General features: G+C 40.1%; 21 protein-coding genes. 9 read left to right on the top strand and 12 right to left on the bottom strand.

Features of this window, described 5'->3' with window-relative positions; genetic code table 11:
• The first annotated feature begins 28 nt into the window (after positions 1–28).
• Both gpmI and ACIQZ2_RS03820 read left to right on the top strand, forming a co-directional pair.
• Positions 29–1,549: a 2,3-bisphosphoglycerate-independent phosphoglycerate mutase gene (gene gpmI, locus ACIQZ2_RS03825; RefSeq protein WP_395767517.1), complete on the top strand. Its 1,521-nt coding sequence runs from the start codon at positions 29–31 to the stop codon at positions 1,547–1,549.
• Between the two features lie 120 nt (positions 1,550–1,669).
• Entirely contained in the window at positions 1,670–2,329 is a 660-nt protein-coding gene (locus ACIQZ2_RS03820) for an acetyltransferase (RefSeq protein ID WP_395767516.1), read from the top strand.
• Between the two features lie 30 nt (positions 2,330–2,359).
• On the opposite strand, the gene ACIQZ2_RS03815 is transcribed toward ACIQZ2_RS03820, so the two are convergent.
• Complete coding sequence (locus ACIQZ2_RS03815; protein ID WP_395767515.1) at positions 2,360–2,677, bottom strand: septum formation initiator family protein; 318 nt, start codon at positions 2,675–2,677, stop codon at positions 2,360–2,362.
• 7 nt (positions 2,678–2,684) lie between these two features.
• Positions 2,685–3,962 (bottom strand): phosphopyruvate hydratase, encoded by a 1,278-nt coding sequence (eno, locus tag ACIQZ2_RS03810; RefSeq protein ID WP_377977410.1) that lies wholly within the window; start codon positions 3,960–3,962, stop codon positions 2,685–2,687.
• A gap of 132 nt (positions 3,963–4,094) precedes the next feature.
• Between eno and ACIQZ2_RS03805 the strand changes: the two genes are divergently transcribed.
• The gene (locus ACIQZ2_RS03805) at positions 4,095–4,805 is read left to right on the top strand and encodes a thioredoxin domain-containing protein (protein ID WP_395767514.1); all 711 of its coding nucleotides are present in this window, start codon (positions 4,095–4,097) and stop codon (positions 4,803–4,805) included.
• Here the strand turns inward: ACIQZ2_RS03805 and ACIQZ2_RS03800 are convergent.
• Complete coding sequence (locus tag ACIQZ2_RS03800) at positions 4,786–5,757, bottom strand: aldo/keto reductase (protein ID WP_395767513.1); 972 nt, start codon at positions 5,755–5,757, stop codon at positions 4,786–4,788. The genes ACIQZ2_RS03805 and ACIQZ2_RS03800 overlap by 20 nt on opposite strands.
• A gap of 274 nt (positions 5,758–6,031) precedes the next feature.
• On the opposite strand from ACIQZ2_RS03800, the gene ACIQZ2_RS03795 reads away from it, so the two are divergent.
• Entirely contained in the window at positions 6,032–6,379 is a 348-nt protein-coding gene (locus tag ACIQZ2_RS03795) for a LytTR family DNA-binding domain-containing protein (RefSeq protein WP_395767512.1), read from the top strand.
• 8 nt (positions 6,380–6,387) lie between these two features.
• Here ACIQZ2_RS03795 and ACIQZ2_RS03790 read toward each other — a convergent pair whose 3' ends face one another.
• The 7 genes from ACIQZ2_RS03790 to ACIQZ2_RS03760 all read right to left on the bottom strand — a co-directional run bounded on the left by ACIQZ2_RS03790 (position 6,388) and on the right by ACIQZ2_RS03760 (position 13,024).
• Positions 6,388–7,092, bottom strand: a complete 705-nt coding sequence (locus tag ACIQZ2_RS03790) for a DUF5672 family protein (protein ID WP_395767511.1) — start codon at positions 7,090–7,092, stop codon at positions 6,388–6,390.
• Between the two features lie 2 nt (positions 7,093–7,094).
• The gene (locus ACIQZ2_RS03785; RefSeq protein ID WP_395767510.1) at positions 7,095–8,081 is read right to left on the bottom strand and encodes a glycosyltransferase family 2 protein; all 987 of its coding nucleotides are present in this window, start codon (positions 8,079–8,081) and stop codon (positions 7,095–7,097) included.
• A 10-nt stretch (positions 8,082–8,091) separates the two neighbouring features.
• The gene (rsmG, locus tag ACIQZ2_RS03780) at positions 8,092–8,724 is read right to left on the bottom strand and encodes a 16S rRNA (guanine(527)-N(7))-methyltransferase RsmG (protein ID WP_395767509.1); all 633 of its coding nucleotides are present in this window, start codon (positions 8,722–8,724) and stop codon (positions 8,092–8,094) included.
• Between the two features lie 35 nt (positions 8,725–8,759).
• Positions 8,760–9,986, bottom strand: coding sequence for a tetratricopeptide repeat protein (locus ACIQZ2_RS03775; RefSeq protein ID WP_395767508.1), 1,227 nt, complete (start codon positions 9,984–9,986; stop codon positions 8,760–8,762).
• The gene (locus tag ACIQZ2_RS03770) at positions 9,964–11,520 is read right to left on the bottom strand and encodes a ribonuclease E/G (RefSeq protein WP_395767507.1); all 1,557 of its coding nucleotides are present in this window, start codon (positions 11,518–11,520) and stop codon (positions 9,964–9,966) included. The genes ACIQZ2_RS03775 and ACIQZ2_RS03770 overlap by 23 nt, the downstream gene beginning before the upstream one ends.
• Before the next feature lie 338 nt (positions 11,521–11,858).
• Positions 11,859–12,695, bottom strand: coding sequence for a tetratricopeptide repeat protein (locus ACIQZ2_RS03765; RefSeq protein WP_395767506.1), 837 nt, complete (start codon positions 12,693–12,695; stop codon positions 11,859–11,861).
• Positions 12,696–12,727: 32 nt separating this feature from the next.
• Positions 12,728–13,024: an HU family DNA-binding protein gene (locus ACIQZ2_RS03760; RefSeq protein ID WP_315574277.1), complete on the bottom strand. Its 297-nt coding sequence runs from the start codon at positions 13,022–13,024 to the stop codon at positions 12,728–12,730.
• 151 nt (positions 13,025–13,175) lie between these two features.
• Between ACIQZ2_RS03760 and mutY the strand changes: the two genes are divergently transcribed.
• The 5 genes from mutY to ACIQZ2_RS03735 all read left to right on the top strand — a co-directional run bounded on the left by mutY (position 13,176) and on the right by ACIQZ2_RS03735 (position 18,066).
• On the top strand, positions 13,176–14,249 hold the full coding sequence (gene mutY, locus ACIQZ2_RS03755; protein ID WP_395767505.1) for an A/G-specific adenine glycosylase: 1,074 nt from the start codon (positions 13,176–13,178) through the stop codon (positions 14,247–14,249).
• Positions 14,250–14,299: 50 nt separating this feature from the next.
• Positions 14,300–14,755 carry a single-stranded DNA-binding protein gene (locus tag ACIQZ2_RS03750; protein ID WP_395767504.1) on the top strand — a complete coding sequence of 152 codons (456 nt, stop codon included), beginning with the start codon at positions 14,300–14,302 and terminating at the stop codon, positions 14,753–14,755.
• 77 nt (positions 14,756–14,832) lie between these two features.
• On the top strand, positions 14,833–16,191 hold the full coding sequence (gene gldE, locus ACIQZ2_RS03745; protein WP_395767503.1) for a gliding motility-associated protein GldE: 1,359 nt from the start codon (positions 14,833–14,835) through the stop codon (positions 16,189–16,191).
• A 61-nt stretch (positions 16,192–16,252) separates the two neighbouring features.
• A complete protein-coding gene (locus ACIQZ2_RS03740) occupies positions 16,253–17,128 on the top strand; it encodes a hypothetical protein (protein WP_395767502.1) in 876 nt (291 codons plus the stop codon).
• Positions 17,125–18,066 carry a hypothetical protein gene (locus tag ACIQZ2_RS03735; protein ID WP_395767501.1) on the top strand — a complete coding sequence of 314 codons (942 nt, stop codon included), beginning with the start codon at positions 17,125–17,127 and terminating at the stop codon, positions 18,064–18,066. Before ACIQZ2_RS03740 ends, ACIQZ2_RS03735 begins: the two co-directional genes overlap by 4 nt.
• Here ACIQZ2_RS03735 and ACIQZ2_RS03730 read toward each other — a convergent pair.
• Entirely contained in the window at positions 18,056–20,332 is a 2,277-nt protein-coding gene (locus tag ACIQZ2_RS03730; protein ID WP_395767500.1) for an ATP-dependent helicase, read from the bottom strand. The genes ACIQZ2_RS03735 and ACIQZ2_RS03730 overlap by 11 nt on opposite strands.
• Before the next feature lie 134 nt (positions 20,333–20,466).
• Positions 20,467–20,820 (bottom strand): hypothetical protein, encoded by a 354-nt coding sequence (locus ACIQZ2_RS03725; protein ID WP_395767499.1) that lies wholly within the window; start codon positions 20,818–20,820, stop codon positions 20,467–20,469.
• Positions 20,821–20,987 lie beyond the last annotated feature (167 nt).

Genomic DNA, 20,987 nt, shown 5'->3' with positions numbered 1-20,987 from the left:
TTTTACACGATAATTAAATATACTACCAGTGAATAAGAAAGTCGTTCTCATGATTTTAGATGGTTGGGGAATCGCAACCAACCCAAAAGTTTCCGCCATTGATGCAGCAAAGACCCCTTTTGTAGACTCTTTGTATAAAAAATATGCACATTCGAAGTTAGAAGCATCAGGTGAGGCCGTTGGACTTCCTGAAGGCCAAATGGGCAATTCAGAAGTGGGACACATGAATTTAGGAGCTGGCCGCGTGGTTTATCAGAATTTGGTGCGCATTAATAAAGCAGTACGCGAAAATACGTTGGGTCAAGAGCCAGAGTTAGCCAAGGCTTTTGATTATGCTAAAAAAGAAAATAAATCTATTCACTTCATGGGACTGGTTTCGGATGGCGGTGTTCATGCGCACATCGAACATCTTAAATCATTATTGACATCTGCTTCTGAAGCAGGCTTGTCTAATGTTTTTGTTCATGCGTTTACAGATGGGCGTGATACGGATCCTAAATCAGGCATGAAGTTCATGACCGATTTAGTTAAGCATACCAAGAAAACAGGGACAGCGGTTGCCTCTGTGACGGGTCGCTATTTTGCGATGGACCGCGATAACCGTTGGGAACGTGTTGCTTTGGCTTACCATGCGATGGTCGGCGCCGAAGGAACGCCTACACAAGATGTTTTGGCGGCTATTCAAGCTAGCTATGATGCGGGTGTGACGGACGAATTTATCAAACCTATCATTGCGACGGATGCTGATGGCATGCCTTTGGCAAAAATTCAAGCTGGAGATGTGGTGATTTGTTTCAACTTCCGTACGGATCGTGGTCGTGAAATTACGCAAGCCCTAACACAACGGGATTTTCACGAGGAAAATATGCACAAATTGGATTTGTATTATCTGACGATGACAGAATACGATAAAGAATTCCAAAATGTAAAGGTGATTTTCAATGATTCGAATTTACCTATGACGATGGGTGAAGTGTTAGAAGGCGCAGGTAAAAAGCAAATTCGGATTGCTGAAACGGAGAAATATCCACACGTAACCTTCTTCTTTTCAGGTGGTCGTGAACAATTGTTTAAGGGTCAAGAAAATATTTTGCGCAATTCACCTAAAGTCGCCACGTACGATTTACAGCCGGAAATGTCGGCAGCAGATTTACGCGATGCTTTAATTCCTGAATTGGAAAAAGAAGAGGTTGATTTTGTTTGTTTGAATTTTGCGAATCCAGATATGGTGGGGCATACCGGTGTATTTGAAGCGGTTGTGAAGGCGGTTGAAACCGTGGATTCCTGTGCGGAGGCTGTTGTAAAGGCGGGTTTAGCACATGGATACTCATTCATTATCATTGCGGATCATGGAAATGCGGATGTAATGATGAATGAAGATGGATCTCCAAACACGGCGCACTCAACCAACTTGGTTCCTTGTATTTTAGTTGACAATGATTTTCATCCAGAACTGCAAAATGGCAAATTAGGCGACGTATCACCTACTATTTTAAAGTTGATGGGAGTAGCGCAACCCAAAGAAATGACAGGTGTTGCCTTGTTTTAATCGGGAAATTTAGAGGCCTAAAGCAAATATTGTTGAATTGGCGACCATTTACTAAATAACTTTCTTCAACGTTGAGGAATTAGAGTTTCTCTTTCTACCTTTGAACTTTTAAAGTAATCTATGGCTAAAGTTATCATTTTTGGTAATACGCGGACTGCAGAACTTGCACTCTATTATTTGCAAAACGATTCAGAACATGAAGTAGTGGCATTTACGGTTGAGCAAGATTTCATTCAAGAGCCAATCTTTCATGGGTTGCCTTTAGTTCCATTTGAGACTGTTGAGCAGGTTTATTCGCCAGCGGAATACAAATTCTTTGCACCATTGACGGAGAAAAATATGAATCGTGTTCGGGCGCGGGTCTATGAGCAAGGTTTGGAAAAGGGTTATTCTTACATTTCTTATGTCAGTACCCGTGCGACGGTTTTGACAGATCAGATTGGTGAAAATTGTTTTATTTTAGAAGACAATACTATTCAGCCTTACGTTAAGATTGGCAATAATGTTGTTTTATGGTCTGGAAACCATATTGGTCATCATGGTACGATAGGGGATCATGTATTTTTTACTTCACATGTTGTTCTATCTGGTGGTTGTCACGTTGGGGATTATAGTTTTATTGGAGTGAACGCTACAATCCGTGATCAAACCACGATAGGAGAGGGAACATTAATTGCCATGGGGGCAAATTTAACTCGTCAAAAAACGGATCCTTGGAGTATTTGGAAAGGAAACCCTGCCGAGAAGTCTCCCATCTCAAGTAAGGATATTAAGATATAAAAAAAGCCCTTCAATTGAAGGGCTTTTTTGTTAGCGTTCTATGGGTTGATTATTTTCATCAACAATCACAAAAATATCTTCTTTGGGTTTTTTCATCAGATATTTTTCACGCGCAAATTTTTCCAACAAGGATGGATTGCCGATAACCATTCGGCGCTCTTTTTCGAGTTCCTTCTTTTTTTGTTGGTAATACACTTTTTCATTTTCGAGCTGTCGTAACTCATTCCAAAGACGAAACTGAACGGTTATATCATTGGAGTCCAAAACAAGCATCCATACGAGAAGGATGCTAGTTGAAACCCAATAAAACCGGTTTGGTCCCAAAAAAAGCTGTTTAATACGCTCCATGTATTATTTAGAAATTTAATCCTGGGAAATAGGCATTCGCTCCCAATTCTTCTTCAATACGTAGTAATTGGTTGTATTTAGCCATACGGTCAGAACGAGATGCTGAACCAGTTTTGATTTGGCCCGTGTTCAATGCCACAGCTAAGTCGGCGATTGTTGCATCTTCTGTCTCCCCTGAACGGTGTGACATGATATTTTTATATGAATTACGTTTTGCTAAGTTAACCGTATCAATCGTTTCAGTCAAAGAGCCGATTTGGTTTACTTTAACTAAAACAGCGTTTGCTACTCCTTTTTCAATACCTTCTTGTAAACGCTTCACGTTAGTAACGAATAAATCATCACCAACTAGTTGGCATTTCGAACCGATCAATTTAGTTTGTTCAGCCCAGCCCGCCCAATCATCTTCTGCCATACCATCTTCAATCGAAATGATTGGGTATTTATCAGCCCAAGTCTTCCAGTAAGCAGCCATTTCCATGTTGTTCAATTGCTTACCATCAGATTTTTTGAAGGTATAAAGACCTGTTTTCTCATCATAGAATTCAGAAGCAGCAGCATCCATGGCGATGAAGATTTCTTCACCTGGCTTGTAACCTGCTTTCTCGATTGATTGCAATACGATTTCGATTGCTTCCTCGTTCGACTTGATGTTTGGTGCAAAACCACCTTCATCACCTACGTTTGTCGAATAGCCTTTTGATTTCAATACCCCTTTCAATGCGTGGAAAACTTCGGTTCCCATACGCAAAGCATGCGAGAATGACTCAGCTTTCGCTGGCATTACCATGAATTCTTGGAAATCAATTGAGTTATCAGCATGAGAACCACCATTCAAGATGTTCATCATGGGCACAGGTAATGTGTTTGCGTTGACACCCCCAATGTAACGATATAATGGTAGGCCTGCTTCTTGAGCCGCTGCTTTAGCAACTGCCATAGAAACACCTAAAATGGCATTGGCGCCTAATTTTCCTTTGTTTGATGTGCCGTCTAACTCTATCATTAAACGATCAATCATGTTTTGCTCTGAAACTTCTAAGCCCCACAATTCTTCAGCAATAGCTCTATTTACGTTCTCAACTGCCTTTAAAACTCCTTTACCAACATAAACGGATTTATCTTCGTCACGAAGTTCAACCGCCTCATGGATACCTGTAGAAGCTCCTGAAGGAACTGCAGCTCTTCCAAAAGCACCGTCTTCGGTTTTAATATCTACTTCGATTGTTGGATTTCCGCGTGAATCTAAAATTTGTCTGGCGTGTACGTACTGTATTGCACTCATCTTTTTATTGTTATTGTGAATAAATGATTACGATGTAATTGCTTAAATTGCCTTGCAAAATAACGCAAAATTTAAATAATTTCCGTCGTTTTTGTGTTTATTCATGATTATATAACCTGTCATCTCATTTAAATGAAAAAATTTTCCTTTCTAGTCCTGTTTTTGACTTTTTGTACAGGTCAAGCATTTTCACAAGTGCTTGAGGTTGAATCCTTTTCGACCAAAATTACTGAACTTCCTCAAGCACTTTTGCTGGATGTGCGAACCGCTGGGGAGTTCGGCGGCGGTCATTTACCAAAAGCCCGAAATATTGATTTTCGGTCTGAGGCTTTCGGTCAGGAAGTAGATAAACTAGATAAAAGTAAACCCGTTTTAATTTATTGTCTCTCAGGTGGCAGGTCCGCACAAGCTGCCGAACTCATGCGTTCAAAAGGCTTTCAAGTTACCGAACTGAAAGGAGGGTACTTAAAATGGACTACCAAAATGATGCCGCTGGAGGGTGTGCCTGCCGTTCAGCACGATGCCGCCTGGAGTCTTACTGACTTTGAAAAATTAGCGAAAGAAAATGATGCTGTAGTGGTGGATTTTTATGCAAAATGGTGTGCCCCATGCCTTAAAATGATGCCAATGGTTGATAAATTGGCAGGGGAGTACAAAGGCAAGGTGACTGTCATAAAAGTAGAAGCCGATGGAAATCAAGCTATATTACAAGCCCATGGAATTGACGAAATCCCGAGTTTTTTGGTTTTTCGTCAGGGAAAATTAATCCAAAAAACATCGGGATTTCGTGAAGAGCCTAAGCTTAAAGAGCTTTTTGATCAATCTATTGGGACCATTCAGTAGGTTGGCGATCCCAGCGATGTGCACGTAGTTCTTCGACAAGGGACTTAGCTAAGCCATTCCCATCCGAACACGCAATATTACTTTTTACGTGATTTTGCTTTCGCATCCCTGGAATGATCGTCCCTACATCAGGGTTAGAAAGAATAAAGCGCAAAGCCATTTCAGGCAAATTCATACCTTCGGGAACCAGTGGTTTTAAGGCATTGGCATGATCAACACTTGATATAAGATTTTCAGGTACGAAATACGTTGAACGCCAGTCATCTGCCGGGAATGTTGTATCGTATGTCATTAAGCCTGTTAAACTTCCTTCATCGAAAGGTACTCGAGCGATTATTCCCACATCAAGTTTCTTACATAAGGGGAATAACAAATCTTCTGGATTCTGATCAAAGATGTTGTAGATTACTTGAACAGACGAAATTAAGCCTGTTTCTAGCGTATTTAAGCAATTGGTAGGCTCCCATCGATTAACGGAAATTCCCCAATGCGCCACCTTCCCCGCGGCAGTTAATTGTTCCACTGCTTTTTGCCACTCTTCATCTTGTGCCCAAGCGTCTTCCCAAACGTGGAACTGTTGAAGGTCAATTTGCTCAACGCCCAAATTTTTCAGACTTTTTTCTGTGTATTCGATAATGTGTGAAGCTGGGAAACAGTCCGCCAATTTGAAATGTGACTTTGATGGCCAAATGAAATTTTTCGGTGGAATTTTTGTTGCCGCGTACAATTTTTTCCCGGGGTTTCGTTTGATTAATCCACCTAAAATTTCTTCGCTTTTACCTTCGGCATATCCCCAAGCGGTATCAAAAAAATTTGCACCTAAATCAACTGCCAAATCCAGTGATTGATTTACTTCTTGGATATCTGAGCCCGTCCAACCCGCTAAGCCCCACATACCATATCCCATTTCACTTACTTGCCAATTGGTTCTACCAAATCTTCTGTTTTTCATATATATCTTGTTTTTCGCGATGCAATAATATCGTTTTTTATCATGTTTACTATCCGCTTTGTGTTGTTTTATTCGGCTTACATAAGGCACTTGATGACCTTTATTGGCAAATCTATGTCATTATTCACATATTACACATTTACCTGCCAGCCTTTTAATAAATGAATAAAGACCAAAAATAAGCAATAACGCAAATAACTCAATTTTTTTCCTTTTTGGGCTTGAAGTAGTCTAATTTCGAATAGACCCCAATAGGCTATTAATTAGAGAATTTATGTTGTTTGAAGAGAAGTTGCTTGCTTTGCCTGCTTTCATTCTTGATGGAACTCATGTCCTTGCATTTGATATTCTGTTAGTTCGAGGTGAAGGCAACTATTCACATATCATCATGCGGGATGGAAGAAAATTTCTATCCTGCAGAACCCTTAAATACTTTGCTGATGTACTCGAAGATGGGGGCTTTATTCGTCCGTCCAAGTCAGCATTAATTAATCCAGCTGCGATACGCCACATTGACTTTAAATCTCAAAAAGCTATTCGGTTAATCAATGATGAAATCATTCCGATTTCTCGTCGGAAAGTACGCACCATGCGTTTACTTTTTCAACCTGAAGCAGTCTAATTTGTTAGTTAAAATTTCGTAGGGATAAATTGTTTCCAAAATCGGGGTTGGTAACGTTCCCATGCGTGACATCCAAAAGGTAATTTGCCTAATATTTTATAGCAGGTTTCTGGATTTTGCTCTATCGCAAATGACATTGCCTCTTTCCAACTTGGCAATTTTAGGAGAAATCGAAATGGATATACGCGCCGTTGAGCAAATGAAAACATGGCATCTTCATTGGCTAACCAGGCATTAAAAAACAGTTGGTATAGGCGGATATACCGCAGTAAAGGTTTCACTTTTCTCAATGATATTCCACCATTCATTAAAACCGGTAGGCATGATGGCTGACTTGCTACGTGGTGCTTTCTTAGCTTAGGCGCTCCTACATAGTCATATCCTTTGCCACACCATTCTAAGAGCCTGTCTTCAAATACATACGCATCTAATTGGTAAATTAGGATGTATTCAACATTTAAAAAAGCTTGGTAAAATTCTTGACTAGTTAATAGTTTATTATAGGTCTTTGGACTTTTAAAATAATCGTCATTAAATCGAATGGATTGTATATCATCTATCCAAGTAGATAAAAATGAAAGATCAAGTGATTCGGGAGCTACGAATCGAATCGGGTGTTTTCCCAAAACTTTTATACATTGAAGTAAGGAGAGTTCTTCCCCAAGATTTAATTGAGATTTATAAAGTGGGATGACTATGGCTACTTTTTCCATATTTATTCTACTAAATCGCCTAGTACTGGCCGCCACCACTTGCCGCCTTCCTCTTCCTTGTAAGAACCATTTAATGCGTGTTTAATTACTGGTACAATCCGGGCCAATCGATTCGCCGGGAGGTTTGCGCGCATACGATAAAAGGCTTCCCGGGAATTTAATGCTGCAATGATTTTCGATTCTACGTGAGGTAGCCCTTCAAAATGCAACAGCATCGCATTTGCAATATCGGCTTTTTTGCGCAATGTACTTAATTTTTCCTCTCGAGCGCGTGTAAAGCGTTTCAATAACGAAACACGTGCTGGTTTGCTTTTAAAACCTACTTGTTGGTTTGAATGTTCTCGGTATTGAATTAAACAGGTATTAATGAAGCCGATTTGGTTGTTTATGCTCAAATTGAGTGCAATCCAACCATCATGTATGAGTTCTTTTGTAATGTTGGGAACCGGAGAAATGTTTTTTAATGCTCTTTTTTTGATAGCTAATGCCGCCCCAGTTACAATATATCCTTTTAGTAGGATGCGGAATGAGCCTCCGGCTTGCCATATTGACTGAATTTCAGCTGTAAATTCAATTTGATCAAATGAGGTTTTTCCCGTAGGAAATCCAGCCTGGTCAATCATGGTAGCATTGGAAAAGACCGCCTCATGTTCAGGATGTTCAGTTAAATAGTGCACAATTTGCTCTACTTTTTGAGGTTCCCAGACATCATCTTGATCACAAAGAAAAATCAAATCCCCTTCACAGAGCTTAATGCATTTTTCAAAATTCTTACTACTTCCCAGGTTAACGGGGTTTTGATGTACCTGCACCGAAAATGGAACCTGCTTGCTGAATCGCTCTAAAATGGCTAGTGTTTCATCGGACGATCCATCGTCACAAACCACCATTTCGTGAATAGGCAGGGTCTGCTGTTTGATGGATTCCAATTGTTTCGAAAGGAATTCTGCACCATTAAACGTACATAATGCGACTGATCGTTTCTGCATAAAATCCTAATTACATCGGCACGTAAACGAGTTTTTTGGTTTCAAAAAATTCTTCTTTAAAATAAGATGTCAGTGCAGTAACCTTCACCTTTTTTCCTAATTCAGCGATTTCTTCTGTTAATTCTCCCCCCTTTAATAACAATAATCCGTTACGTTGCGTATGAAAATGATTAGGGCTGATTTTATTTTTGACCCAATAATAAAATGGCGTCAGTCGGGTTACTGCCCGACTAATAATAAATTCAAAATCTTGATCTACGTCTTCTGCGCGCATGTGTTTTGCCTCAACGTTACTTAATTCTAAAGCCTCGGCTACACCTTCCACCACTTTGATTTTTTTGCCAATACTATCAACTAAAAGGAAATGCGTTTCAGGATACAGAATAGCTAGAGGGATGCCTGGGAATCCACCTCCTGTACCTACATCGAGGATTTCGGTGCCGGGTCTAAAAGGCAGAAATTTGGCTATGGCTAAGGAATGCAACACGTGATGAAGCAGCAAGTTTTCAATATCCTTACGCGAAACTACATTGATTTTTTCATTCCATTCCTTGTATAATGGAAGGAGCATATCAAATTGTGCTTCTTGTTTTTCCGTAATTTCCGGAAAGTATTTTTTGATCAATGCGGCGTTCATTTCCATATAATTACAAAGGTACTAAATTCTCACCAACGCAATTATTTCCTTTTTCTGCGGGCCTTTTTTGCCTCTGATAATAATTTTTTGGCCTCCACGTGTTGGGCCGATTTCTTTTCAGCCTTATCTAAAACCTCCTTACAATAGTCGACTGTCTTGTCGTAATCATTCTCTTGAAAAGCGATTCGAGCTAATCCCAGGACAGATGCCCAATAATAGCCAGACTCCATTGCATTAGTCTGCTTACTAAAGTCCATGCATTGCTGGAATAACTGTTTAGCATCTGCCCGATTTTTATAGACATACAGTTGGTAATAGCCTAAAATATAACTTGCATATCGACCTGAAACGGCTTCATAACCTACTTGGTGCCTGGCGATTCGTGCTAGAATTTCTTTAGATTGTTCCATTGCCTCATCCATTTTCCCGACAATAAACGCAGCACGCGCGTGATAGCGATGGAAAAATGGGTTATCCGGGTAATTTTCATGCGTATACTTGGCTAAGTCATATGACTTATCCGTCATATTTTCCATGGCATAAATCTGCAAAAGGAAATAACGCGCTTCGGTACGGGTATAGAATGCTTGGTAGCTAACTTTTTCCAATTGAGCGACGCCTTGCATTTTGTTGGCTTTGGGAAAAAGCCATAGAACAGGTCGCAAGAGTGGAAAATTCTGTTTAATGAAATGGTAATAATAATTATATAGACCATCGCCAAACATCAACTCAGGGCTGAAGTCAGCAAATTTGCGCGAATGTTCTAAGTATTTTAATGCATTTTTTGCAGCGAGTGTCGCGCGTGTCCAGTTCTTACGTTCTGCATGTAAGCGCCCTTTAAAGGCGTATGCCGCAGCCATAAAAAAGGCCGCTTCAGGATTCTCTGTATCGTCCCAGATTTTCTCGGCTTTGCTGATACTGCTATCCATGTACTCGATTAATCGGTTGTCATATACCTCATTTTCCGTATTGGGAACTATTTTCCACCATTGCATTAACCCAAGCAGAAAGTCGGGAAGCGGGTGGTTGGGATATTTAACCTTAAGATAATTGAATTCTCTTTCCGCTTCAGGAAAGTGATAATTGTACATTTGATTGATAGCGGTAGTGGCTTCAATTTGTACTTCCGAAGTTAACAGAAGCATGCCTTTTGAGCGCTCTTTTTCGGCGTCTTCAGTTAACTTCCACCATTGACCTTCCGCTTGAAAGGCCAATGGCAGTGTTAATTGACATACAATGAGTATTCTAAGAAGAGATTTCGATTTCATCTCCGTTTTGGTTTAAGAATTTAAATTCTGTAATGCCAAACGAGGAGTCTTCCATCATGGAAATCCAGGTTTTATACTTTAAAAACCAGTTCATTCGAATGGAAGGGAATCCTTTGGTGAAGTAGGCATGCAAGAATGGATGAACCAAAATAGTTAATTTCTTCTCATTTTGTTTCAATACCAAATGTTCCACATGCTGTGCTACAATCTCAGATACAGCAATACTCGCTGTAATTGATCCTGTACCGCCACAACTTGGGCAGGTTTCATGCGTTGACACATTCATTTCCGGACGAACCCGTTGACGCGTAATTTGCATTAAGCCGAATTTTGTCAGGGGAAGAATGGTGTATTTAGATCGATCTCCTCGCATTTCATCGCGCATGATGTCTTGAATCAATTTGCGATTTTCCGCCTTCTTCATGTCGATGAAGTCAATCACAATAATTCCACCCATGTCGCGTAAGCGTAATTGACGCGCTATCTCTTTGGCAGCCTCCCGGTTGACACTTAAAGCCGTAGCCTCTTGATCATCTTCCGAATTTGATTTATTTCCCGAGTTAACGTCGATAACGTGTAATGCTTCGGTATGTTCTACAATTAAGTAGCCTCCACCTGGTAAGGATACCGAACGGCCGAACAGCATTTTCAATTGCTTTTCAATGCCTACCTGTTCGAATAATTTTGTTTTACCTACGTGGAGCTTAACAATCTTTTCTTTTTCCGGAGCTACGTTGTGTACATAATCCTTGGCTTCATTGTAAAGCTCTTGGCTATCCACAATTACATTATCGAAATCGTTGTTTAATAAGTCGCGTAACATGGATGTTGCACGGCTCATTTCGCCGATAATACGATCTGTGGGTTTGGCATCAATTAACTTTTTGATTCCCTCCTCCCATTTCGCGATGGACTCTTTCAAGTCGCGCTCCATTTCTTCCACGGCTTTGCCTTCAGCAACGGTACGAACGATCACCCCATAATTTTTGGGTTTGATGGACGTCATTAATTTTTGAAGTCGGTTCCGCTCTGCTTTTGACGTTATTTTTTTCGAAATATTGACCCCATTTGAAAATGGGACCAACACCAAAAAGCGTCCAGCTATGGAAATATCGCAAGAAAGGCGCGGGCCTTTCGTTGAGATAGGCTCTTTGACAACCTGCACAAGTGCTAATTGTCCTCGAGTCAGCACTTTATCGATTTTACCTAATTTGTCTATTTCAGACTCCAACTTATAATTTTCCAACTTAACGTTTTTCCCTTTTTTATTCAGGACATCGCGTGTGAATTTTTGGAGTGTGGCCAAATTAGGTCCAAGATCATGGTAATGCAAGAATGCATCTTTCTCATAACCAATATCAATAAAGGCGGCGTTTAATCCAGATACCAATTTTTTAATCGTCCCCAGGTAAATATCTCCGACAGAGAATTGGGGTTCAGATTGTTCAATGTGGTATTCTACAATCCTTTTGTCTTGCAAAAGGGCTATTCTATCACCCTTGGGTGTAGAATTAATGATTAATTCATTGCTCACAATTTTACAAGAAGAAGGTTTAATTCAGACCTAAGTCCGAATATAAAATATACAGGAAATTAAACGCCAAAAACAGGCTATTTATTGCTAAATAAAATGCCTGTTCTTGGGTTTTGCTTACAATCTCATAATGAAACTGTTAACCTTATATTACTTCTTCTTATGACGATTCTTACGAAGACGTTTTTTTCTTTTGTGCGTTGAAATCTTATGACGTTTTCTTTTCTTTCCGCAAGGCATAGCTTTTAGCGTTTAAGTTTTTAATAATTTACCAAGCTGATTTTCAGCTTTCTAATGTTGCGAAGGCACATAAAACGGCGCCTCTACAGTATTTAATGCTACATTTCTGCTAGCAATTCTTTTGCGGCTTTTGTTTCTTCAGCATCTTTACTTTCGTTCAGAACGCGCTTAAGAACTTTTTTGGCCTCTTCTTTTTTATCTAACTGGGCCAAACAAAATCCGAGGTTTAAGGCGGCTTTGTAATTGTTCGGTTCCAGCTTCAATATCTGGGTGAATCGTTCTTGACCTTTGCCAAACTGATTCGATTTAATGGCTAATATACCCAAATTGAAAATCGCCGGCACGAAAGTCGGCTCCTGTTCAATCACTTCCCGTAAAAGGCTAATGCCTTTCATTGGGGTAGGCGTATCTACATAAGTCATCGCTAAATTCGTTTTAACCAAAAGGTTATTCGGATCAATTGACAACGCTTTTTCAAAATAATTACGCGCTTTTTCGCCTAAGTTTTGACCCTTTTTGGCGTTGATCGCGTAGGTTTGTGCCTCAAAATACAGTTGTCCGGCGCGTAAAATATGCGTCAAACTTGCATGATTATCTGCGTAGTTTGCTGCATAAAATGCGGCACTATCATATTTATCAGCGCCAATGAATGCACTTGCGAGTTTTTCTAATGCGTCAACTTGCTGTGCTTCTGTCTTGGCTTCTTGCAGCTTTACTTTTAAACCTGCAATTTGTTTTTGCTGCTCCGGTGTTAATGGAGTTGCATGGCTGGTTTCGGATTCCTTTTGCGCAGATTCTTTTGCCGCAGCATCTCGGTTGGCCCCTCCAGCCACAGAGGTTTCCGTTTTATTACTCACATTCCCTTTGGGTAATTGGAAGATGAGGGCACTTATTGCTAGGCCTAAACATAAAATGATTCCTGTTGTCTTCTTCATTTTATTGACCATTAAACTTAATTCAAAATGGATTAAGCTTTCGCAGGGTCAGTGCTTGTTTTAACTTGTTCGATAAACACTTTGGCAGGCTTAAAGCTTGGCACATAATGCTCATCAATTGTAATTGACGTGTTTTTAGAAATATTACGAGCAATTTTCTTCGCTCTTTTCTTATTTATAAAACTTCCGAAACCACGAACATAAATATTTTCTTGTTTCGCTAGGTTGTCTTTAACAACCTCAAAGAAGTTTTCTAACGTTTCAGATACATCTTTTTTATCTATCCCTGTTTTGCTGGAAATCTCAGCAATTACATCTGCCTTAGTCACGGTAATGAGTCTTTATTAAATCGTTGATTCTATTTCGTTCCCTCTTGCTTTCAAAAGGGATACAAAAGTAAGGTTTTTCTTTAAAAGGGGCAAATGAAAAAGCGATATTTATTTTTTTGCTTCTGATTGGCCAACTATCTTTGAACAAGCTATGAAAAAAAGCCAAGCGCATCCTTTTGCTGAAACCTTGATTTCTTGGTATAAAGACCATGCCAGAGACCTTCCTTGGCGTAGAACGCAAGATCCTTATCTGATTTGGTTATCAGAAATCATCCTGCAACAAACTCGTGTCGTTCAGGGGTTGCCCTATTTCTATACCTTATCTGAAGCTTTTCCTACCGTTTTTGATTTGGCAGCTGCCGATGAAACGACCTTGTTTCGCCTTTGGCAGGGTTTAGGTTATTACAGCAGGGCCCGAAATTTGCACAAAACAGCCAAATTTTTAGTGGAAACACGAGCTGGAAAATTTCCAAATACCTATGTTGAGTTACTTCAGTTGCCAGGCGTAGGGCCCTACACAGCTGCAGCCATCGCTTCTTTTGCCTTTGGTGAAGCAAGCCCAGTGGTCGACGGAAATGTATTTCGTGTCTTAGCTCGATATTTTGGGGTTGAAACGGATATTTTACACGCCTCTGCCCGTAAAGAATTTACCTCGCTTGCCCAGGAATTAATTCCAAGGTCTGACCCTGCTCGCTTCAATCAAGCCATTATGGAGTTTGGCGCTTTGCTATGTAGTCCAGCCCCCAATTGTGTTGAATGCCCACTCATTACCACTTGTTATGCTTACCGAAACAGTCGGATTCAAGATCTTCCTGTCAAGACAAAGGCAAAAGCCCAACGAATACGTCATTTTAAATATGTGGTGATTGAACAATCAGGCCGCTTGCTTGTACATCAGCGGCATGCCAAAGATATTTGGCAAGGGCTTTGGGAGTTCTTTTGTGTGGAGTCAACTGATCTTTCAGAAGCAATAAATTTATATCCTTTTTTGTCACTGATTATGCCCTTTGCTCTTCCTTTAGAAAGTCCAGGGATTCATGTATTAAGCCACCAGAAAATAGTATCAGAAGCTTGGTTGGTTCGATTACCGACCAATTATACTTTTGAATTGCCCGATAATTATCAATGGATTTTGTCATCCGAATTCGAGCAATTAGGCAAGCCTGTCTTGTTATTAAATCTGATTACTGATAATATTGCACTGAAGGAAATATTGGAAGGCTAGAAGCAGTACATTTGGCTGTTCAATTACCTAACCTTTTAAACAAGACAATTATGGCAGGCGTAAACAAAGTAATTTTATTAGGCAATTTGGGGGGAGATCCCGAAGTGCGGGCATTACCCAATGGGGTCAAAGTGGCGAATATCAATATCGCAACGTCTGAGGCCTACACAGGAAAAGATGGACAACGCGTCGAACAAACCGAATGGCATCGGGTAGAGCTTTGGGATAATTTGGCTAACATCGCCGAGCAATATTTGCGAAAAGGCAATCAGGTCTATATTGAAGGAAAAATTCGTTCGGAGGAATGGCAAGATAAAACGGGGGCCACCGTTCGTGGCTATCGAATTCGCGCTACGAGCATGAATTTAATTGGTGGAAGGAATGAAAAAGGAAACGATTTACCTGAACGTCCAAAGCCTCAGGCAGTAAATTTAAATGCCCCTGCGGCGAATGAAAACCCATTTCCAAGTGTGATGCAAGAGGATGACGATGTGTTGCCATTTTAAATTTTAAATAAGAATGGGGAATTTAGGATGACTCTATTCCCTTTTTCTTAAATTTGTGCTTATTGTGCACAAAAATTATGGAGGCTGACCCCTTTCCCATTCATTTATTGGGCTTCGTAGATCCCAATCTGTCCCTTAGTTCGGTGTTTTTTATCGGGCTTCTTTTGATTGCTCTTCTCTTACTTTCAGCCCTATTGGCTGGTTCTGAGGTAGCATTTTTTTCACTGAATGCAGATCAGCGTTCAGCGCTACGAGAGAGTGATAATCCTGCAGAAAAGGCTGTGAGTCGGCTGTTGGATAAGCCACAACAGCTTCTCGCTACTTTGTTAATTGCAATCAATTTCGTGAATATCATCTTTATTACACTTTCAAATTATTTGACGGGGATGATTTTAGGTGTTCCAGAGGATCCAGAAATAGCTTTAGTTATTACCTTGTTTTTACTATTTGGGGTAACCTTCATCATCACCTTTTTCGGCGAATTGATTCCGAAGGTTTGGGCCCAACAAAATAATATTCGATTTGCGACGTTCTCAGCTACGTTAATTCAATTTTTTACTTGGGTATTTACTCCGCTTTCTAAATCGCTTTTAGCTATCTCGAATCTGATTGAAAAACGTATTGAAAAGAAATCCTATACCCTCACCGCGCATGAGTTAAATCATGCATTGGAGATTACAACGGATGAAAATACGACAGAGCAAGAAAAGGATATCCTACGGGGGATTTTAAATTTTGGGAATACATCCGTGAAGTCAGTCATGAAAGCACGACGCGATATTGTGGCTTTTGACACCGAAATGGACTTTCATGAATTGATGGATAAGATAAATAAGAATGGATACTCACGCGTTCCAGTTTTTAAAGAAACCATTGATAAAATAGAAGGTATTTTATACATCAAAGATTTGCTTGTTCACGTGGAGGAAGACGAAAAGTTTGATTGGATTTCATTACTTCATCAGCCTTTTTTTGTTCCAGAAAATAAGAAAATTGATGATTTACTTTATGATTTTCAAGAGAAGCGTGTACACATGGCGGTCGTGGTGAATGAATATGGAGAAACGGAAGGCTTAGTTACCATGGAAGATATTATAGAAGAAATTGTAGGCGAAATTAATGATGAATTTGATGTTGAAACTGCCGATTATAAACAACTCGATGATCAAAATTATTTATTCGAAGCTAAAACATCCTTAAATGATTTTTGTCGAGTTTTTGATTTGGAATCTGTTTACTTTGAAAAAGCGAAGGGAGAAAGCGAAACCTTAGGAGGATTAATGATAGAATTGTTTGGGCGTATTCCAAATTCAGGGGAGGAGCTCACCTATGAATCGTTTAAATTTAAAATTCAGTCAGTAGATGCACGTCGCATCAAGAAGGTAAAAGTAAGTAGTACAAAAAAAGAGGAAAAAGTGTCTGAGAATGAGGTTTAAGCAAATAACATACGGATTAATATCCTTGATGAGCCTGTGTTTGTCATCTTGCATCAAGTTCATGCCAGAACCTACTGACCCTAAGGCTGGGGAGTCTTCGTACAATGACGCTCTCGATTTAGGCATTCTAGAAAACACCCGATTAACTGAATCGTCCGGAATCGCGGCTAGTCGGGAAAATCCAGGATATTTTTGGGTAACCAATGATTCAGACCCTCAAGGCCCCATGCTTTATTTAATTGATTCCTTAGGTAAAGGGAAAAAAGAATACCTGCTAAGTGGCGCAACCCAACGTGATTGGGAAGATTTAGCGGTTGTAGGGGAAGCAAATGGCTCTGCGACAGTGTATGTTGCCGACATAGGGGATAATTTTTTGAATAACCCCAATTATGTAATCTATTGGTTTAAAGATTTGAAAATTACAAGTAATTCCTATACCGTATTGACTGATGTAAAGAAGCTTTCGTTTACCCTACCTGATGGGTTTCGTGATATGGAAACCTTGCTCATAGACCAGAAAACAAAAGATATTTTTATTATTTCCAAACGAGAAAACAACAAGCGTTTATACAAAATTCCAGCATCGCAAGTCGTAAATGGAACAAATACCATTGCTGAATATGTCCAGGATTTGTCTTTTTCAGTTCCCTTTACAAATGACTTAAAAATTCAACAAGCCTATTACATCACCGGAGGATGCGTTTCACCAGACAATACCGAGATTCTGATTCGTAATTACATAGGGATTTATTATTGGAAACGTAAAGCCGGCGAGAGTATACCTGAGGCATTACTTCGTACAGCAAAAGCAGTTCCATACAAATTAGAACCGCAAGGTGAAGGCGTAAGCTATTCTCACAACGGTTCTGGTTATTATACAATCTCAGAATCCCCTGATTTATCTCCCACACACTTATATTATTTTAAGAAAAAGTGAGAAGAAGGAGTCGCGTTCAAGTTATTTTAGTGGGTTTACTCGTTTGGGCGTGTCAGTCATTTTACATCGCTGAAGAAGAGTTTACACGAACGAATTTTCAAGGAACGAAGGATTTAGGGATATTGGCCAACATAGAGATAGACGAGGCCTCCGGTATGGTGGCGTCCCAGCGCAATCCAGAACATTATTGGGTAATCAATGATTCGAAAGATTTAAATAGGATGTTTTTGGTAAGTCAAACAGGTCAAGGCAAGGCTGAGTTTACGTTAGCGGGACTTCATAACCGAGACTGGGAAGCTATGGGTCGCTGGCGTAATCGTACAGGGCAAACCTATTTATATGTTGCCGACATAGGGGATAACTTGGCACGGAATTCGAGTTACCACGTTCATCGCTTTTTGGAGCCCTCTCTCCAATTAACCGATCCACTTCGTAGGGTGATAAAAGCCACACAAAGTCTTGAGTTTAAATTACCTGACGGCTCACGCGACATGGAGTGCATGCTTATTGATCAAATTTCCGGGGAGCTTTATTTTATTTCAAAAAGGGAAGACCATAAGCGGCTGTATCGATTGCCTTCAGATGCGTTTGCTTATCATGGAATTCAAACAGCACAATTTATCTGTGAATTGAATTTTTCTGTGCCTACATCAAACCTAAGCCTATTGAAGAAAATTTACTACATCACAGATGGGAATGTCGCGTCCTCAAACGAGGAAATTATTGTAAGAAATTACTTAGAAATATATTATTGGAAAAAGGAAAAAAAAGAAAGTATTGCCGATGCGCTGCGTCGTAAACCGCGTGTAGTACCAAGCATCTTAGAACCTCAAGGGGAAGCATTGGCTTTTGATGGTTTAAATAAAGGTTACGCCACAATCTCAGAAATAGCTACATTATCTAGCCCAGCACACATATACTATACGGCTAAGCGATAATCATCAATTTCGCAAAACTGAGTAACAAGGTTTTTTCACCTACGCCCTTTTCAAATACTATATGTGCTTTGCGTTCGGCTCCATTGACCTCTAATTTCTGTATGGTTCCAAACCCAAATTTCTGATGTTCCACCTTTTGGCCTGCTTCTAAACTCATCGGGTCAGATTGAATAAAATTTGCCGAAGGAACATGTTGGTAATTCGTATTTTGCTTCGGTTTTTGAATTAACTGTGCCGCGCTCGCACTCGTGGATTTTTCCACAAATCCCGTTTTTTGTACTGGGCGGAAATTAGAGGTGTCTTTTTTCCCTGGCGTTTTCGCCATTTTTAGGTAAGTGCTATCGAGTTCATCAATGAACCTACTCGGTTCACAACTCTTTAAACGGCCAAACTGGTAACGGGATTCCGCATAAGAGATCATCAGTTTTTTCTCGGCTCGGGTAATCGCTACGTAGAATAAACGACGCTCCTCCTCAAGGTCGGCTTGACTTTGCAACATCATTTGGCTTGGGAAAAGGTCTTCTTCCATACCTACCAAAAACACCTGTTTAAATTCCAAGCCTTTGGCCGAGTGAACCGTCATTAAGGTTACTTTGTCCTTGTCGTTTGGATCTTCGGTGGTATCTGCATTCGTTAGCAAGGAAACCGACTGTAAAAAGGTCGATAGCGATTTATCTTCATTTTCCTCCGAATCGACAAATTGTTTGATGGCATTCAGTAATTCTTGCACGTTTTGGTAGCGCGCTAATCCTTCCACCGTTTTGTCCTCATACAATTCGCGAACTAGCCCCGAGGTTTTTGCCACATGGCTGGCCACTTCATAGGCATCTTTTTGCTCGACTTCGACCATCAGTTTATACGACTTAATCAAGTCGGCGAATTGTTCAATCGGAGCCGTGCCACGCACGCCTTGAAATTGATTGATATTGGATACAACTTCCCAAACCGTTGAATTTTGTTCAGCAGCCGTTACCGAAATTTTCGCAATGGTGGTATCCCCGATTCCTCTTTTGGGTAAGTTTATGATCCGCTTAAATGCTTCTTCATCTTGTTGATTCACAACAAAACGCAAGTAACCCAAGACATCTTTGATCTCTTTTCGTTGGTAGAATGACAAACCTCCGATGATCCGGTATTTGATATTTAAGCGACGAAGTGATTCCTCAAATGAACGTGATTGCGCATTTGTACGATACAAAATAGCAAAATCGGAGAAGCGCAAGCCTTGTTTTTGGCAGGTTTCAAAAATTGTGGATGCGATGATCCGCCCTTCTTCGTTGTCACTTCCTGCTCGGATGATTTCAATCTGGTCACCATCTTCATTGGAAGTAAATACGTCTTTTTTCAGTTGGTTTTTATTTCTTGAAATCACCGAATTTGCTACGGCAACAATGGCTTTGGTTGACCGGTAATTCTCCTCTAGTTTGATAGTGGTCAAATCAGAATAGTCCCGCTCGAAGTTTAAAATATTTTGGATATCAGCGCCACGGAAGGCATAAATACTCTGGGCATCGTCACCTACTACACAAATATTGCGATGAACAGCCGAAAGTTTTTTGGTTATCAGGTATTGAGATACGTTGGTATCTTGAAACTCATCCACCATGACATGTTTGAATTTATGTTGGTATTTATGCAACACATCCAAGTGATCACGGAAGAGGATATTGGTTTGGAAGAGTAAATCGTCAAAATCCATGGCATTAGCTTGGAAGCAGCGTGCACAATACAACTTGTAAAGCTGCCCCATCATGGGGATCTTGGCATAGCGATCTTCTTGTTCTAAAACAGGGCTATTGATATATTGTTCTGGTCCAATCAATCGGTTTTTTGCGTTGGAAATACGGTTTAAAACTAGATTGACTTTATAAATTTTATCGTCGAGATTTTGTTCTTTGATAAGCGCACGGATAAGCGATTTTGAATCATCTGTATCGTAGATCGAGAAGTTCGATGTATACCCCAAACGCTCTCCCTCAAATCGCAGGATTTTGGCAAAGACGGAGTGAAATGTCCCCATCCAGATGTTTTTGGCTTGCGCCCCAATCACGGTTTCAATACGATGACGCATTTCCCCAGAGGCTTTGTTGGTAAATGTCAACAACAAAATACTAAACGCATCGACGCCATTGGCAATTAAATGGGCGGTTCTATAGGTCAAAACGCGGGTTTTCCCTGAGCCGGCACCCGCAATGATCATTAAGGGACCATCGATGTGTTCAACAGCTTTTCGTTGGGGCTCATTCAGACCTGCCAGGTAATCCATAGGGTAATTATTTTAGTATCAATGGGGGGAGCAAAAATAGGAAATTTTGACGGGTAATTTGATGTGCGAATTGATAAAAAAAGGCGCAGAAAATCCGCGCCCTTTTATCCTTAATCTTTCACTTGATGACTTGCTTACTGCACAGCGACTAAATCGCGTTTCGTTTCAGTACGTATGTTAAATGTTTTGGTTTGGATGACTTGCTTTTTGGCATTCATGATTTCCATTTTATACTTCCCGTCAAGTAAATTCGAGAAGTTGTAGAGTTTCTGGTTCACGATAGCTTCTCGGTGTATGATATTTTGATCTGCATCGGTAATGATGACAACAAGTTTCGAATTCGGATCAGCGCTAACGAGGAATTTCATTTTTCCCACTTGGTTGATGCTTACGGGTAAGCTTACTTCTGTTGCCATTGCGTTAGAAGTCATGGACATGCTCGTTGTGAAGTAGGCAATAGCTACTGCGTAAATGATGAGCTTTTTCATAATGCTTGATGTTTTAAACTTAGGCGGAATTATTTCCGTTTGTTGACCCAAAACTAGGCTTTCTACATTACCTCCAAATTAATTCCGTGTAAAATTTAATTTTTTCAAGAAAGTTCTTCTTAAAAAAATTATAATTCTTCAAATAGTACTATAAATCGCCTTTGATT

This window comes from Aquirufa sp. (genome assembly GCF_044342065.1).
In the GTDB taxonomy this organism is placed as follows: Bacteria; Bacteroidota; Bacteroidia; order Cytophagales; family Spirosomataceae; genus Aquirufa.
Note: the sequence above shows the minus strand (reverse complement) of the source record. Positions and strands in the feature narration are given on the sequence as shown.

Excerpts from the sequence above, each read along its gene's own strand:
- ACIQZ2_RS03765 (WP_395767506.1), bottom strand. The coding sequence starts at position 12,695 with ATGAAGAAGACAACAGGAATCATTTTATGTTTAGGCCTAGCAATAAGT.
- gldE (WP_395767503.1), top strand. The coding sequence starts at position 14,833 with ATGGAGGCTGACCCCTTTCCCATTCATTTATTGGGCTTCGTAGATCCC.
- mutY (WP_395767505.1), top strand. The coding sequence starts at position 13,176 with ATGAAAAAAAGCCAAGCGCATCCTTTTGCTGAAACCTTGATTTCTTGG.
- ACIQZ2_RS03795 (WP_395767512.1), top strand. The coding sequence starts at position 6,032 with ATGTTGTTTGAAGAGAAGTTGCTTGCTTTGCCTGCTTTCATTCTTGAT.
- ACIQZ2_RS03785 (WP_395767510.1), bottom strand. The coding sequence starts at position 8,081 with ATGCAGAAACGATCAGTCGCATTATGTACGTTTAATGGTGCAGAATTC.
- ACIQZ2_RS03790 (WP_395767511.1), bottom strand. The coding sequence starts at position 7,092 with ATGGAAAAAGTAGCCATAGTCATCCCACTTTATAAATCTCAATTAAAT.
- ACIQZ2_RS03820 (WP_395767516.1), top strand. The coding sequence starts at position 1,670 with ATGGCTAAAGTTATCATTTTTGGTAATACGCGGACTGCAGAACTTGCA.
- ACIQZ2_RS03750 (WP_395767504.1), top strand. The coding sequence starts at position 14,300 with ATGGCAGGCGTAAACAAAGTAATTTTATTAGGCAATTTGGGGGGAGAT.
- ACIQZ2_RS03775 (WP_395767508.1), bottom strand. The coding sequence starts at position 9,986 with ATGAAATCGAAATCTCTTCTTAGAATACTCATTGTATGTCAATTAACA.
- ACIQZ2_RS03730 (WP_395767500.1), bottom strand. The coding sequence starts at position 20,332 with ATGGATTACCTGGCAGGTCTGAATGAGCCCCAACGAAAAGCTGTTGAA.
- ACIQZ2_RS03740 (WP_395767502.1), top strand. The coding sequence starts at position 16,253 with ATGCCAGAACCTACTGACCCTAAGGCTGGGGAGTCTTCGTACAATGAC.
- ACIQZ2_RS03815 (WP_395767515.1), bottom strand. The coding sequence starts at position 2,677 with ATGGAGCGTATTAAACAGCTTTTTTTGGGACCAAACCGGTTTTATTGG.
- ACIQZ2_RS03805 (WP_395767514.1), top strand. The coding sequence starts at position 4,095 with ATGAAAAAATTTTCCTTTCTAGTCCTGTTTTTGACTTTTTGTACAGGT.
- ACIQZ2_RS03800 (WP_395767513.1), bottom strand. The coding sequence starts at position 5,757 with ATGAAAAACAGAAGATTTGGTAGAACCAATTGGCAAGTAAGTGAAATG.
- eno (WP_377977410.1), bottom strand. The coding sequence starts at position 3,962 with ATGAGTGCAATACAGTACGTACACGCCAGACAAATTTTAGATTCACGC.
- ACIQZ2_RS03725 (WP_395767499.1), bottom strand. The coding sequence starts at position 20,820 with ATGAAAAAGCTCATCATTTACGCAGTAGCTATTGCCTACTTCACAACG.
- rsmG (WP_395767509.1), bottom strand. The coding sequence starts at position 8,724 with ATGGAAATGAACGCCGCATTGATCAAAAAATACTTTCCGGAAATTACG.